11 protein-coding genes are annotated in these 12,682 nt (G+C 73.3%); 4 read left to right on the forward strand and 7 right to left on the reverse strand.

The features are described from left to right. The first annotated feature begins 49 nt into the window (after positions 1-49). From ACWCRJ_RS36790 to ACWCRJ_RS36800, 3 genes are all read left to right on the forward strand, one after another. A complete protein-coding gene (locus tag ACWCRJ_RS36790; RefSeq protein ID WP_450943361.1) occupies positions 50-1,318 on the forward strand; it encodes an FUSC family protein in 1,269 nt (422 codons plus the stop codon). A gap of 50 nt (positions 1,319-1,368) precedes the next feature. Then, complete coding sequence (locus tag ACWCRJ_RS36795; RefSeq protein ID WP_450943362.1) at positions 1,369-2,526, forward strand: hypothetical protein; 1,158 nt, start codon at positions 1,369-1,371, stop codon at positions 2,524-2,526. 133 nt (positions 2,527-2,659) lie between these two features. Beyond that, entirely contained in the window at positions 2,660-3,910 is a 1,251-nt protein-coding gene (locus tag ACWCRJ_RS36800) for a lactonase family protein (RefSeq protein ID WP_450943363.1), read from the forward strand. Here ACWCRJ_RS36800 and ACWCRJ_RS36805 read toward each other — a convergent pair. Next, positions 3,878-4,603 (reverse strand): DUF2470 domain-containing protein, encoded by a 726-nt coding sequence (locus ACWCRJ_RS36805; protein WP_450943364.1) that lies wholly within the window; start codon positions 4,601-4,603, stop codon positions 3,878-3,880. The genes ACWCRJ_RS36800 and ACWCRJ_RS36805 overlap by 33 nt on opposite strands. A 129-nt stretch (positions 4,604-4,732) precedes the next feature. Then, on the reverse strand, positions 4,733-5,341 hold the full coding sequence (locus ACWCRJ_RS36810; RefSeq protein ID WP_381288749.1) for a TetR/AcrR family transcriptional regulator: 609 nt from the start codon (positions 5,339-5,341) through the stop codon (positions 4,733-4,735). 118 nt (positions 5,342-5,459) lie between these two features. On the opposite strand from ACWCRJ_RS36810, the gene ACWCRJ_RS36815 reads away from it, so the two are divergent. After that, positions 5,460-6,998: a cytochrome P450 gene (locus ACWCRJ_RS36815; RefSeq protein ID WP_450943365.1), complete on the forward strand. Its 1,539-nt coding sequence runs from the start codon at positions 5,460-5,462 to the stop codon at positions 6,996-6,998. Here ACWCRJ_RS36815 and ACWCRJ_RS36820 read toward each other — a convergent pair. The 5 genes from ACWCRJ_RS36820 to ACWCRJ_RS36840 all read right to left on the reverse strand — a co-directional run bounded on the left by ACWCRJ_RS36820 (position 6,966) and on the right by ACWCRJ_RS36840 (position 12,658). Next, entirely contained in the window at positions 6,966-7,826 is an 861-nt protein-coding gene (locus tag ACWCRJ_RS36820) for a pentapeptide repeat-containing protein (protein WP_450943366.1), read from the reverse strand. The two genes, ACWCRJ_RS36815 and ACWCRJ_RS36820, sit on opposite strands and share 33 nt — an antisense overlap. 47 nt (positions 7,827-7,873) lie before the next feature. Then, complete coding sequence (locus ACWCRJ_RS36825) at positions 7,874-8,626, reverse strand: PIG-L deacetylase family protein (RefSeq protein WP_450943367.1); 753 nt, start codon at positions 8,624-8,626, stop codon at positions 7,874-7,876. 22 nt (positions 8,627-8,648) lie between these two features. Next, positions 8,649-9,950 carry an alpha/beta fold hydrolase gene (locus tag ACWCRJ_RS36830; RefSeq protein ID WP_450943368.1) on the reverse strand — a complete coding sequence of 434 codons (1,302 nt, stop codon included), beginning with the start codon at positions 9,948-9,950 and terminating at the stop codon, positions 8,649-8,651. Positions 9,951-10,095: 145 nt separating this feature from the next. Then, positions 10,096-11,121: a LacI family DNA-binding transcriptional regulator gene (locus ACWCRJ_RS36835; RefSeq protein WP_046915213.1), complete on the reverse strand. Its 1,026-nt coding sequence runs from the start codon at positions 11,119-11,121 to the stop codon at positions 10,096-10,098. A gap of 112 nt (positions 11,122-11,233) precedes the next feature. Beyond that, positions 11,234-12,658: a BNR repeat-containing protein gene (locus ACWCRJ_RS36840; protein WP_450943369.1), complete on the reverse strand. Its 1,425-nt coding sequence runs from the start codon at positions 12,656-12,658 to the stop codon at positions 11,234-11,236. Positions 12,659-12,682: the final 24 nt, after the last annotated feature.

Here is a 12,682-nt window from a genome sequence, read left to right on the forward strand (position 1 = left end):
GTCGTCGGTCAGGAGTTCGGTGGAGCGATGGAGCGGGAACAGCGCAAGGATGCGAGACGTACGTGATGTGTGGGACCTGATCGGCACGAAGGTCGCGAAATGGCGGCAGGACCCGGTGGTCGTGCAGTCGGTGCGGTCGGCGGCGGCCGCCTCGGTGGCCTATGTGGTGGCCTTGCAGCTCACCTCGGAGCCGGCGCCCCTGACGGCTCCGCTCACCGCCCTCCTCGTCGTACAGGTGACCCTCTACTCCACCCTCACCACGGGCATCCGGCGGGTGAACTCGGTGGTCGCCGGCGTCGTCATCGCCATCGGCTTCAGCATCCTGGTGGGCCTCACCTGGTGGAGCCTGGCCCTGATCATCCTGGCCTCGCTCGCGGTGGGGCATCTGGTGCGGGTCAGCGAGTTCGTCCCCGAGGTGGCGATCAGCGCGATGCTGGTGCTCGGGGTGACCAGGGTCGGCGACACGGCGTGGGCGCGGGTCATGGAGACGCTGATCGGCGCGGTCGTCGGACTCGCCTTCAACCTCCTGCTCGCTCCCCCGGTGTGGGTGGAGGCGGCCGGAGAGTCCATCGAGGACCTGGCCCGGCGGATGCGGCAGCTGATGATCCGCGTCGGCGAGGAGGCCGCGGGCCGCACCCCGGCGGAGGCCGCGGCGGCCCGGCTCCACGAGGCACGGGAACTCGACTTCGACATCGTCGAGGTCGACGCGGCCCTCCAGCAGGCCGAGGACAGCCTGAAGCTCAATCCGCGCGTACGGGAGGGCCTGCTGCACCGGGTCGTGCTGCGCACGGGTCTGGACACGCTGGAGATCTGCACGGTGGTCCTGCGGGTGCTGGCCCGCACCCTGACCGACCTCGCCAAGGAGCGGGAGCCCGAGCCGCTGTTCGTCCCGCAGGTGGGGGCGGCCGTCGAGCGGCTGCTGGCCGAGATCGGCGACGCCGTGGTCAGCTTCGCGGTGCTGGTGACGACCGATGTCAGCCGCAGCGCCGAGTCCGCGGAGGACCGGCTCACCGCCGAGTTGTCGGCGGCCGCCGCGACCCGCGACAAGCTGGCCCAGCTCCTCCTCGAAGAGGTCCAGCGGGACGCCGCCCAGTGGCAGCTGCACGGTGCCGTGCTGACGGAGGTCAACCGCATCCTGGACGAGCTGGACACCGAGCACCGCTCCAAGCGGCTCCTGGAGGAGCTCGACCGGTGCACCCGTGAACAGCGCGAGCGCTCCCCCCGGCTCACGCGCCTGCGCGACCGCGTGCGCATCCCGCGCCCCCTCCGGCGGAACCGGTCCGGCCTCGCCGGACGTACTACCGGACGTACCGGGTGACGTCGTACCGAGCGACGAGGCACCGGGCGAGATCGAGGGGAGCGTACGGAATGGCCGAAGGCACCGTACGGATCGACGGGAGCACACTGTGTCTGCCGGGGGGTGTGCGGGTGCGCTTCCAGCGCACCCTGCGGCTGCCGGAGACGGGCACGCACCAGCTCCCGCCCGGTCTGGGCGACTTCCCGGTCCGGCGGGTCGAGGACTATCCGCACACCGCCTCGCAGGAGATGCGGGCGCGTGGCGGGGTGATGCTTCCCGTGTATCTGCGTGAGGCGATGTGGATGCACTTCGGCGGTTCCACGGAACCGGCCGCGCTCCAGGTCGGCGTCGGCAAGGTGTGCGCGGTGTCGGGCAAGCCCTGGAGCGGCACGCTCGCGCGCGACCCGCAGAACTACGTGGTGCTGCCGCGGCAGCCCTGGCTCGACGGCATCAACTCCGGCAAGGGCACGGTCAGGCAGTTCGTGGCCGTCCCGCTCGGGCTCGGGGCCACGGTCGAGGGCCAGGTCACCGGCGAGGAGGTGTTCGGCGGGGTCCAGCTCCAGTCGTTCCCGCTGAACGACGAGCAGCTCGCCCTGTGGCGGAAGGAGGAGCGTCGGCGCGCCGAGCGCGAGACGGCCATCGGTCTGGTCGGCGGCGGGGGCGTCTTCGCCGGCACGGGCCCGGTCCCGATGCCGCCCCCGGGTGCGCCTCCGCTGCCGCCCCAGTCCAGCGGGTTCACGGCGCCCGCGCCGGGTGGCGCGCCGCTGCCTCCCCCCGCGCCCTACGGGGCCCCCGCTCCCGCCGCAGCGCCGATGCTCGGCGCGCCCGCCGCGGCGCCCCGGGCGCAGGCGGCGATGGGGCTCGGTGTCGGCGGCTCGATGCGCCAGGAGGTCTACCGGGACACCTGGCCGCGCGGCAGCTGGGCCGAGACGGCGGCCGGGCGGGTCTTCGTCCATCTGGTCACGCCGCCCGAGTGGCGTCGGATCACCGGGGAGGCCCCACCGCCGTCGCCCGTGGACCGGGCCGCGTACACGCGGGCCGGGCTTCCCTGGTTCGACTACTACGACGAGGACGCGCACGATCTCGACGCGGCCGACGCCCTCGGCACGGTGAAGCCCGTCGGCGACTGGCTCGGCGACGACCTCGACCCGTGGCAGGCACCCGCCCCCGGCCAGGTCAAGCCGCTCGGTGACGCGCCGGGCAAGCCGGTCCAGGACGGCGACTGGTAGCCGGCCCGACGGCCGACGCGAGGGCGACGGCGGGCGGTGCGCACCACGCGCCGCCCGCCGTCGCCTTTGCGCGCGGGCGCTCGTACCCGTCAAGGTGGTGACGGACCGGACGAGCGACACCCGAGGTGCACGTATGACGAGTGAGGCGGCAGGGGACCAGCAGGGCTGGAGCAGGCGTCATGTCCTGGGGCTGCTGGCGGGAGCGGCCGTACCGGCCGCCCTGGCCGGGTGCTCGGGCTCCGACGGGACGGCCGGACCCACGTCCTCCTCCCCCGCGCGGAACGCTCCGACGGCTCCCTCGCAGGAGGCCGGGGCGGCCACCGGTTCCGCGACCGCCTCGCCCTCCCCGACGCGCACGGGCCCCCGGCCGCTCTACATCGGCACCTACACCTCGGCCGAGGGCGGCGGCACCGGCATCGGGGTGGCGACGTACGACGTCCCGAGCGGCCGCGTCACGGGCGGGGGGACGATCACCGGTGTCGCCGACCCGTCGTATCTCGCCGTGCACCCGGACGGCCGGACGCTGTACGCCGTGAACGAGCGCACGCGGGGCGGGGTGACCGCCGTACGGCTGTCCGACCGCGAGGTGCTCGGCACCCGGAGCAGCGGCGGCGAGGCGCCCTGCCAGCTGTCGGTGCACCCGGGCGGGCGGTGGCTGCTGAGCGCCAACTACGGCTCGGGCAGTGTCGCCGTGCACCGCGTCGAGGACTCGGGAGCATTGGGCGAGCGCACGGACCTGGTGGTGCACAGCAGTCCGGCGCCGGGCCCCGGGCAGGACGGGCCGCACGCGCACCAGGTCCTCACGAGCCCGGACGGCGGTCATGTGCTCGCCGTCGACCTGGGCACCGACACGGTGTACACCTACCGTCTGGACGAGTCCCGGGGCACGCTCACCGAGGTCTCCCGGGCGCGCACCCGGCCGGGCGCCGGGCCCCGGCACCTCACCTTCCATCCCGGGGGCCGGTACGCCTATCTGGCCAACGAGGTCGACAACACGGTCGTGGTCTGCGCCTACGATCCCGGCAGCGGGCGGCTCGCACCGGGTGACCCGCAGTCAACGGGCACGGGCTCGGGCACGAACTACCCGGCGCAGCTGGTCGTGACGCCGGACGGCGCGTACGCCTATCTCGCCAATCGGGGGCACGACAGCCTCACCCGCTACGCCGTGGAGGCGGGCGGCGCACGGCTGCGGCTGCTCGACACCGTGCCGGTGGGCGGGGACTTCCCGCGCCAGATCGCGCTGTCGCCGGACGGGGGCCTGCTGTTCGCCGCGCTGCAGCGGTCGAGCGCGGTCAGCGTCTTCCGGGTCGGACGCGATGGCGAACTGCGGAGCGCGGGCGGTCCGTTCGCGTCACCCGTCGCCGTCTGTGCGCTGCCGCTGTAGGGCCCGGGGGCAGGACGCGGCGCTCGCCTGGGAGAGCAGGATGTGCATGCGCTCGGTGAGCTGCGCCATGTCGTCGGCCGGCTTGTGGAACGTCAGGCGTACGTCGCCGTCGCCGCGGGCCCGCTCGATGCGCAGGGTCAGGCCGTGCCGGTCGACGGCGAGGGGCTGGACGCGTACGGCGCCGTGCAGGCTGTCGTGCGGGACGAGCCGGGTGAGGCGCTCGACGGCGTCGGGGTGTGCGTCGGCGAGGTGGGTCAGCAGCCGGGACTCGGCGGTGACCAGCGGATCGGGCTCGGCGGCGGCGAAGTCGTCGAGGTCGACGACGACCGCGCCGGACGGCTCGCGCAGCACGATGCGAGTGGGCCGGAACTCCAGGTCGCCGTCCCCGGGCGTGAACCAGCCGGCGATCCACAGCCGGGCCCGGATGCGGCCTCGCACCGGGACGGGCGCGACGTCGGCGAACTCCAGCACGGCGGACGGCTCGCCCCGCGGCGCGCAGATCGCGGCGGCGACGAGCGTACTGTCCTCGGGCACGCGCAGGATCACCCGGCCGTCCTCCGTGACGGTGTGCGCGCCGACGAACTCCTCGCGGCCGCCGTCGGCGGTCACCGCGCAGGACCACGCCGCGGCGAGCACCGAGCGGGCGCGCTCGGCCGCGGCGGGCGCGGCAGTCCAGGTGTGACGGTCACCCATCCCAAACCTCCATTAGCTAAGCCTTGCCTAACCTATCGAAGATCGAGGCGTACGCCAACCACCGGTGGCCGGTCCACGAAATTTCCCCCACCCCCGTGTACCGGAGGCGGTCGGGCCGGAAGGCCCGACTCAGGGCGTGAGCACGCCGAACAGGGCCCGCGCGCACAGGTCACGCACCTGCTCGCGGGACAACTCCGCGCCCCGCAGCCACTCCAGACAGACGGCCGTCGTGAACGACAGCCACCCGCGCACGGCGAGCCGCATCTCCGGCCGCCCCTCCAGGGCCGCCGCGAACTCGGCGTCCGACGCCAGCGCCGCCAGGATCTGCGCCTCCTGCACGGCCAGCGCCCGCTGATAGACCTTGCGCACGGCCTGGTCGCCGGTGGCGTCGGCACGGTGGAAGGCCCGGAAGCCGTGGGCGTGCTCCTCGACATGGGCGAGGAAGGCGTCGAGTCCGTTGCCGAGCCGCTCGCGCGCCGACGCGCCCGGGGCGGGCGTCATGATCCGCAGCATCCGCTCGCTCTCACGCTCCACGACGGCCGCGAAGAAGTCCCGCTTGTTCGGGAAGTAGTGGTAGAGCAGGCCGCGGGAGACACCAGCGATCTCGGCCACCTGCTCGATCCACACGTCGTCGTACGGGCTCTCCGAGAAGAGCCGGGCGCCGACCGCGAGGAGCTGCTCCCGCCGCTCCTCGGTGCTGAGCCGACGACGCGGGCGCTCCTGCTGCCTTGCTGCCATGCCCGTCACCTTACTTGACGTGGGTTCAACAACGGGACGAGACTGGGCGCGCTGTTGAACCCGAGTACAACAGGCGCGCCGGGCCCGGCCACGGCGTGCGGGCGAGGGAGATGTGGTCATGACGGCGACGACAGGGGCCACGGCTGTCAGGGGCTTCCGCAGCGCGGAGCTGGGCTGGCCCGAACTGCACCGGATACCGCACCCGCCGTACCGCATCCCCCTCGTCGGTGACGTGCTCGGCACGAACGTGCGCACACCGGTCCAGGAATCGGTGCGGCTCGGGCAGCGGCTCGGGCCGATCTTCCGGCGGAAGGCGTTCGGCAAGGAGATCGTGTTCGTCGGGGGCGCGGGGCTCGCGGCCGAGATGGCGGACGAGTCCCGGTTCGCCAAGCACGTGGGCGTCGGGGTCGCGAATCTGCGGCCGGTGGCCGGGGACGGCCTCTTCACCGCGTACAACCACGAGCCGAACTGGCAGTTGGCGCACGACGTCCTCGCCCCGGGCTTCGGCAGGGAGGCGATGGCCGGCTACCACCCGATGATGCTCGACGTCGCGGAGCGGCTGACGGAGCACTGGGACCGGGCCGAGGCGGCGGGCTCCGCCGTGGACGTGCCCGACGACATGACCAAGCTGACCCTGGAGACGATCGCCCGCACCGGCTTCGGCCACGACTTCGGCTCCTTCGAACGCACCCGCCCGCACCCCTTCGTCGCCGCCATGGTCGGCACCCTGACCTACGCCCAGCGCCGCAACGTCGTCCCCGACCGGCTGGTCCCGCTGCTGCTGCGCGGTGCCGCCCGGCAGAACCGGGCGGACATGGCGTACCTCGACGAGACGGTCGACGCGGTGGTGCGGGCGCGGCGGTCCTCCGGCGGCGGGCGGGGTGCCGGTGACGGCGACCTGCTCGACCGGATGCTGGAGACCTCGCACCCGGAGAGCGGCGAGCGGCTGTCCGCCGAGAACGTCCGGCGGCAGGTCATCACCTTCCTGGTCGCCGGGCACGAGACCACCTCGGGCGCCCTGTCCTTCGCCCTGCACTACCTCGCCCGGTACCCGGACCTGGCCGCCCGCGCCCGCGCCGAGGCGGACCGGGTGTGGGGCGACGCCGCGCGGCCCGGCTACGAGCAGGTGGCCAAGCTGCGGTACGTGCGCCGGGTGCTGGACGAGGCGCTGCGGCTGTGGCCGACGGCGCCCGCCTTCTCGCGGGAGGCCCGCGAGGACACGGTGCTGGGCGGGGTCCACCCGATGCGCCGGGGCGCCTGGGCGCTGGTGCTGACGTCGATGCTGCACCGGGACCCGGAGGTCTGGGGCGCGGACGCCGAGCGGTTCGACCCGGACCGCTTCGACGCGGCGGCCGTACGCGGCCGGGCCCCGCACACGTTCAAGCCCTTCGGCACGGGAGCGCGGGCCTGCATCGGCCGCCAGTTCGCCCTGCACGAGGCCACCCTGGTGCTGGGGCTGCTGCTGCGCCGGTACGAGCTGGTGGCGGAGCCCGCGTACCGGCTGCGGGTGGTGGAGCGGCTGACGCTGATGCCGGACGGGCTGCGGCTGCGACTGCGGCGGCGGGTGGGCGCGGTGCGGAGCGCCCCGCAGGAGCCGGCGCCACCCCCGTCGCCCTCGTCGCCGTCACACTGTCCAGTGGCCGGGGCGGGTGACTGACGCCGGCAGCCGGGTCCCGGCACTGCCGCGTGCCGCCTGGAGCTGGGGCTGGGTCAGGAAGAAGGCGCCGGTCAGGTCCGCGTCGGTGAGGTCGGCGTCGCGGAGGTCCGCGCCGATCAGGTCCGCGCCGCGCAGGTCTGCCCCGGTGAGGTCGGCCGCTATCAGGTAGGCGCCGCGCAGGTCGGCCTTGCGCAGGTCGGCGCCCTTGAGGCGGGCGCCCATCAGGTCGGCGCCGCGCCGGTTCCGCTTGCGTCCCCCGGCGCCCGCGCGCATGAGATCGCTGACCCGCAGCAGCAGCACGTTGACGCGCTGCCGGTGCGTGGCGACGTCCAGCTCGCCCAGTTCCTCGGGCGTCCCGCCGGCCAGCCGCTCGGTCTCCGCGCGGACCCGGCGGAGGTCGGCGTGCACCGGGCGGGCGGCGGGGAGGGTCAGCGCCTCGGTCACGTACCAGAGCAGCTCATGGAGTTGGCGTACGACCGGGAAGACGTCGAACATCCGCCGGGCGTGCCCGGGGCCGCCCGTACGCCAGCTCTCGCCCCCGAAGGTGACCTGCGAGACCCGCTGTCCGGCGCCGAAGCAGTCGTAGACCGTGCAGCCGTTGAAGCCCTCGGTGCGCAGCCGGGTGTGGATCCCGCACCGGAAGTCGTCCCCGAGGTTGCCGCACGCCGTGCCCGCGGCCTTGTCGACGGCGAAGTCGGCCGAGGCGGAGAAGGGCAGGGCGACGCAGCACAGGCCGAAGCAGCTGCCGCAGTCCGCACGCAGAGCACACAGGTCGTGCTGGTCGTACCGGTCGTGCGGGGCGAGGGCCTCGCCGGATCCTTGTTCCATGCGGTTCACCCTAACGAGGGTCCGACGGGACCGGACGGCCCCGCTCCTCAGCGGGGGAACACCTCGAAGGCCACGGCCGGTCTGCCGCCGAACCTCTCCCCCGTGGTCCGGGCATGGCCCGTGAGGAAGTCGCGGACGTAGGACTCGGGGTCCTCCTTCGTGAGCACTTCCAGGTAGGTGCGGTGTTCCAGGAGGGAGGCGACGGCCCGGTCGAGGCCGGGGCCGGCGTCCACCGCGTGGGTGGGGGTCGCCGAACCTGCGACGGCGACCCAGCGGACGCCGTCCCAGGGCTGGAGCCCCTGTGCGACGAGTTCGGGGAAGATCCAGCGGTTCCCCGCGTCCCCGGCGGCGTCCAGGGTGGCCCGGCCCACCGCCACGTGGTCGGGGGTGTTCCAGGCGACCCCGCCCCAGGTGTCGCGGTGGTTGAGGGTGATGACCAGTTCGGGGCGGTGCCGCCGGATGGCGGCCGCAATGTCCCGGCGCAGGGCGGGCCCGTACTGGACGACGCCGTCCTCGTGATCGAGGAACTCGACCTCCGTGACGCCCACGACGGCCGCGCTCGCGCGCTGTTCCCTCTCCCGCAGCGGGCCGCACCGGGCGGGCTCCAGGGTGTCGATGCCGGCCTCGCCCCGCGTCGCGAGCACGTAGGCGACCTCGCGGCCCTCGTCGGTCCACGCGGCGATCGCCGCCGAGCAGCCGTACTCCAGGTCGTCCGGGTGGGCCACGACGGCGAGGGCGCGCCGCCAGTCGTCGGGCATGGGGGCGAGCTGCTCCGGCCGGTGTTTCTGCGGGTCGGTCATGGACGCACCGTAGCCCCGTCGCTCACGCCTCGTCCCTCGCCAGTGCCAGCAACCGGTCCAGCACGCGTGGTCCCCCGGCGCGTACGCCGTCGTGTTCGAACTCGTCCGTGACCCAGGTGCGCAGCCCCCGGACGGCACGGGCGGTCCGCAGGGAGTGGTCCGCATCGACGTACATGTCGTCGTGGTAGACCGCGGCGGCGACCGGGACCTCGTTGCGGGCGAGGCGCTGCGGATCGTAGAGCGGCGGCCAGCCCCGGTCCTCGGCCAGGCTCCGCGCGGTCTCGCGCAGCGGGCGCAGGGCGGGGTCGTTCTCGAACATCCAGGGGTGCACGGACTCGCCGGTGAAGAGCACCGGGTCGTCGCCCGTCAGCGCCTTGGCGGCGTCGAACTGGGGGAAACGCCGGCGCACCCGCTCGGCCGCCCAGCTCGTCGGGCCCGCGTCCTGGCCGTAGCACGCCTCGTGGAGGAGCGCGTACAGCGGGTGGCCCGCGTAGGACAGCAGGCCCTGGACCTCCTCCTGGAAGGCGTCGGAGAGGGCGGGGCCCTGGGGAGTGGGGACGAAGGCGTCCTCCAGCAGGAAGTGCAGCCGGTGGCTGCCGTCGCCGCGGCCGAGGAGGATGCCGAGGGACTGGAACGCCTCGACGGTGAACCGGTAGCCGCCGGGGAGGACGATGTCGTGCCGGAGCAGGTGCTCGGCGATCCGCCGGGCCCGCTCGACGTCCTGCGGATAGCGGGCGTAGTGCGCGGCGACCTTGCGCTCGATGCGCGGGAAGGCGGCCTCGTAGACGTCGTCGGCGGTGCCGTCGAGGGAGGGCAGTCCGCCGGTGACGAGGACGGTGCTCAGTCCCTCGGGCGCCTCGGAGAGATAGGTGACCGCGCAGAAGCCGCCGAAGCTCTGGCCGAGGACGGCCCAGGGGGCGCCGCCGGTGACCTCGGGGCGGATGGCCTCACAGTCGCGGACGATGGAGTCGGAGCGGAAGTGGGCGAGGTAGTCGGCCTGTTCGACGGGGCCACCGCGCAGCGGGAGGGTCTGGCGGTTGGCGGGGGTGGAGGAACCCGTGCCGCGCTGGTCCAGGAGCAGGACCCGGTACTCCTCCAAGGCCCGGCCGAGCCAGGCCTCACGGCCGACGAAGCGGTTCGCCCCGAAGCCGGGGCCGCCCTGCAGGTAGACCAGCCAGGGCAGTTGGGCGTCCGCCTTATCGCTCGCGACGACCTCGCGCGCGTAGAGCTCGATCCGCTCGCCCGCCGGGCGGTCGTGGTCGAGGGGGACGGTGAAACGGCGGTCGGTGAGGACGACACCGGGCTGCCGGTAGCTGACGGACAACGGGGCTCCCTGAGCGGACGAATTCCAGGCCGTGGTCCAGTCCAGCACAGATTCTCCGCCCGGCCGACCCCGTGGATCTGGAAATTCTCACTGACCCACGGGTCAGTACGGGGGCTGCCCCCGGTGGGGGCTACTGAACGGGTGCTCAGCGCGCCGAGAGGCTGGAGCGCCGCACCACCAGTTCCGGCTGGAGGACGACCCGCCGGTGCTCGTGCCGGACGGGCGCGGTCTCGGCCTCGGTCTCCTCCAGCAGGAGTTCGGCGGCGAGGGCGCCCATGGTGACGGCGGGCTGCCGTACGGAGGTGAGGGGGACGGCGGCCGCGGCGGCGAACTCGATGTCGTCGTAGCCGACGATGGCGAGGTCGTCGGGGACGCTCACTCCGGCCGCGTACATGGCCTGGAGCACGCCGAGGGCGAGCAGGTCGTTGGCGCAGAAGACGGCGGTGGGACGGTCGACGAGGCCCAGGAGACGGGCGCCCGCGTCCCTGCCGGCGGCCACGTCGAGGCGCTCGGTGGGCAGCTCGCGCAGGGCGTCGGCGCCGAGGCCCGCCTCGCGCAGGGCGTTGAGGGCGCCCGTGCGGCGGTCGCGGACCTGGTTGAAACCCGCCGGTCCGCTGACGTACGCGAGGGAACGGTGACCCGCGTCGATCAGATGCCGGACGGCGAGGGCGCCGCCCGCGACGTCGTCGACGGAGACCGAACACTCGGTGGTGCCCTCGGCGACCCGGTCGACAAGGACGAAGGGGATGCCGTGACGGCGGAACGCCGCGATGTTGCGGCCCGTCGCGTCGGCGGGGGTGAGCAGCACGCCGCGCACCCGTTGTTCGGCGAACAGCGAGAGGTACTCGGACTCCTCGCTCGCGCTCTGCGCGCTGTTGCAGACCATCACGCCGAGTCCGGCGTCGCGCGCGGCCCGCTCGGCACCGCGCGCGACGTCGACGAAGAAGGGGTTGCCCATGTCGAGCACGAGCAGCCCCATGATCCGGCTCCGCCCCGCCCGCAGCTGACGCGCCGACTCGCTGCGGACGTAGCCGAGGCGGTCGATCGCGGCCAGCACGCGGGCCCGGGTTCCGGAGGCCACCGAGTCGGGCCGGTTGATGACGTTGGAGACCGTGCCGACGGAGACTCCGGCGGCTGCGGCGACGTCCTTGATACCCACCGGCTGCGACATCGGACGGGGACCTCCAAGAAGATACGGAGCGGCGGGCGTACGTTCACATTACCGTCGGACCCGCCCCGGGAACGGCCCGGTCAGGCGCGGAAACGTCGCCCTGGCAGGGGGATCAGGCGGGCAGGGCGAAGTCGACGACACGCAGTGCCGAGGGGGTCGTCCCGCTCGACTTCACCTGGTACATCACGGACAGCACATTGTCCTGGGCGATCCGGCTCTCGTCGAACACGATCTCGCCGAAGGCGTTGAGGCCGGAGCCGTCGTACAGGATCCTCCAGTCGGTGTGACCGGAGGCCGCCGAGGCGCCGGCGATCCGGCCGAACGGGAACAGCGCGTAGGCGTTGTTGTACTTGTCCATGACCAGCTTGGTGCGCTGGCTGGAGTTCAGCGGCACCGGTATCTCGGTCTTCGTCCAGGGACCGGAGGCGCTCTTGCGGACGAGGAAGGCCCGGCCGTTGGCCGTGCGGTCGGCGACGTAGTTCGTCGTGCACTGGCCGAAGCGGCCGGGGACGTAGCTGATGATGGCGTGCGGCCGGCCCGCCGAGTCGGTCCACTGGCTCTCCTGGTTCATCAGGGAGTGGTCCGGGTTGAGCGCGTCCACCACCAGGCCCGCGTCGGTGACGGAGACCTTGTCGGAACCGCCGGTGGTGCCGACGACGGTGCCCGCGTTGTTGCGCCAGGTGCGGCCGCGGTCGTCGGAGTAGACGTAGCCGGTGTCGTGGTTGGTGATGCCGCCGCCGTTGCACATCACGGCGCCGTTCTGCTCGCGCCAGGTGAACAGCGCGTGCAGGCGCCCGTTGCGGTCGTAGTCGATGCCGTGCAGGTACATGTTGCGGGCCGTCGAGGAGCCGTGCTCGCTGGTGTACGTGCCGGTGGAGGACGTCCACTCGCCGAGGTTGGTCCAGGAGGTGCCGTCGTACTCGGCGAGGGCGTTGCGGCCGTTGCCGGAGATGCCGGCGCGGTAGCTCAGCTGGAGCTTCCCGTCGGGCAGGGAGACGAACTGCGGGTAGGTGAACTGCGAGGTGAGCGCGAGTCCGTCGAGGGTGGACCGGGGTGCGCCGAAGCGGCTCGTGGTCCAGCTCAGGCCGGCCGGGTTGTCCATGAGTCCGGCGACCGACTTGACGTAGGTGAAGCCGTCGCTGTGCGAGTCCATGTTGAGGTGGAGGCGGCCGTCCACCTTGGAGACGCCCATGGAGATGACGTTGTGGGAGTCGTTGTAGCGCAGGGTGTGGCCGACCTTGACGGTGGACCAGGTGCCGGAGCCGAGGACGCGGCGGCCGACGACGGCGTTGCGGTCGGCGGTGTACCAGACGGCGTACTGGTAGCCCTTGTAGGTGAGCAGGGCGTTCTTCTGGAAGGCGTTGTTGTTGACCAGGCCGTCGTAGGACACGAAGAAGATGGCCTGGCTGTCCAGCAGGGTGTTGCCGGTCTGGCTGACGGACGGGCCGGGGTCGGCGGCGCGGGCGGTGGCGGCGCCGAGGGCGGGGGTCACCACGGCACCGGCGAGTGCGGCGCCGAGCAGCGTACGTCTCTTCATCTCGGGGACTCCGTTGTCGAGCGA

It is taken from the genome of Streptomyces sp. NPDC002324 (assembly GCF_053593335.1).

What these genes read in the sequence shown, in the direction of transcription:
- ACWCRJ_RS36820 (WP_450943366.1), bottom strand. Translation starts at nt 7,826, where the DNA reads ATGGAACAAGGATCCGGCGAGGCCCTCGCCCCGCACGACCGGTACGAC.
- ACWCRJ_RS36840 (WP_450943369.1), bottom strand. Translation starts at nt 12,658, where the DNA reads ATGAAGAGACGTACGCTGCTCGGCGCCGCACTCGCCGGTGCCGTGGTG.
- ACWCRJ_RS36795 (WP_450943362.1), top strand. Translation starts at nt 1,369, where the DNA reads ATGGCCGAAGGCACCGTACGGATCGACGGGAGCACACTGTGTCTGCCG.
- ACWCRJ_RS36800 (WP_450943363.1), top strand. Translation starts at nt 2,660, where the DNA reads ATGACGAGTGAGGCGGCAGGGGACCAGCAGGGCTGGAGCAGGCGTCAT.
- ACWCRJ_RS36810 (WP_381288749.1), bottom strand. Translation starts at nt 5,341, where the DNA reads ATGGCAGCAAGGCAGCAGGAGCGCCCGCGTCGTCGGCTCAGCACCGAG.
- ACWCRJ_RS36790 (WP_450943361.1), top strand. Translation starts at nt 50, where the DNA reads ATGCGAGACGTACGTGATGTGTGGGACCTGATCGGCACGAAGGTCGCG.
- ACWCRJ_RS36805 (WP_450943364.1), bottom strand. Translation starts at nt 4,603, where the DNA reads ATGGGTGACCGTCACACCTGGACTGCCGCGCCCGCCGCGGCCGAGCGC.
- ACWCRJ_RS36815 (WP_450943365.1), top strand. Translation starts at nt 5,460, where the DNA reads ATGACGGCGACGACAGGGGCCACGGCTGTCAGGGGCTTCCGCAGCGCG.
- ACWCRJ_RS36835 (WP_046915213.1), bottom strand. Translation starts at nt 11,121, where the DNA reads ATGTCGCAGCCGGTGGGTATCAAGGACGTCGCCGCAGCCGCCGGAGTC.
- ACWCRJ_RS36825 (WP_450943367.1), bottom strand. Translation starts at nt 8,626, where the DNA reads ATGACCGACCCGCAGAAACACCGGCCGGAGCAGCTCGCCCCCATGCCC.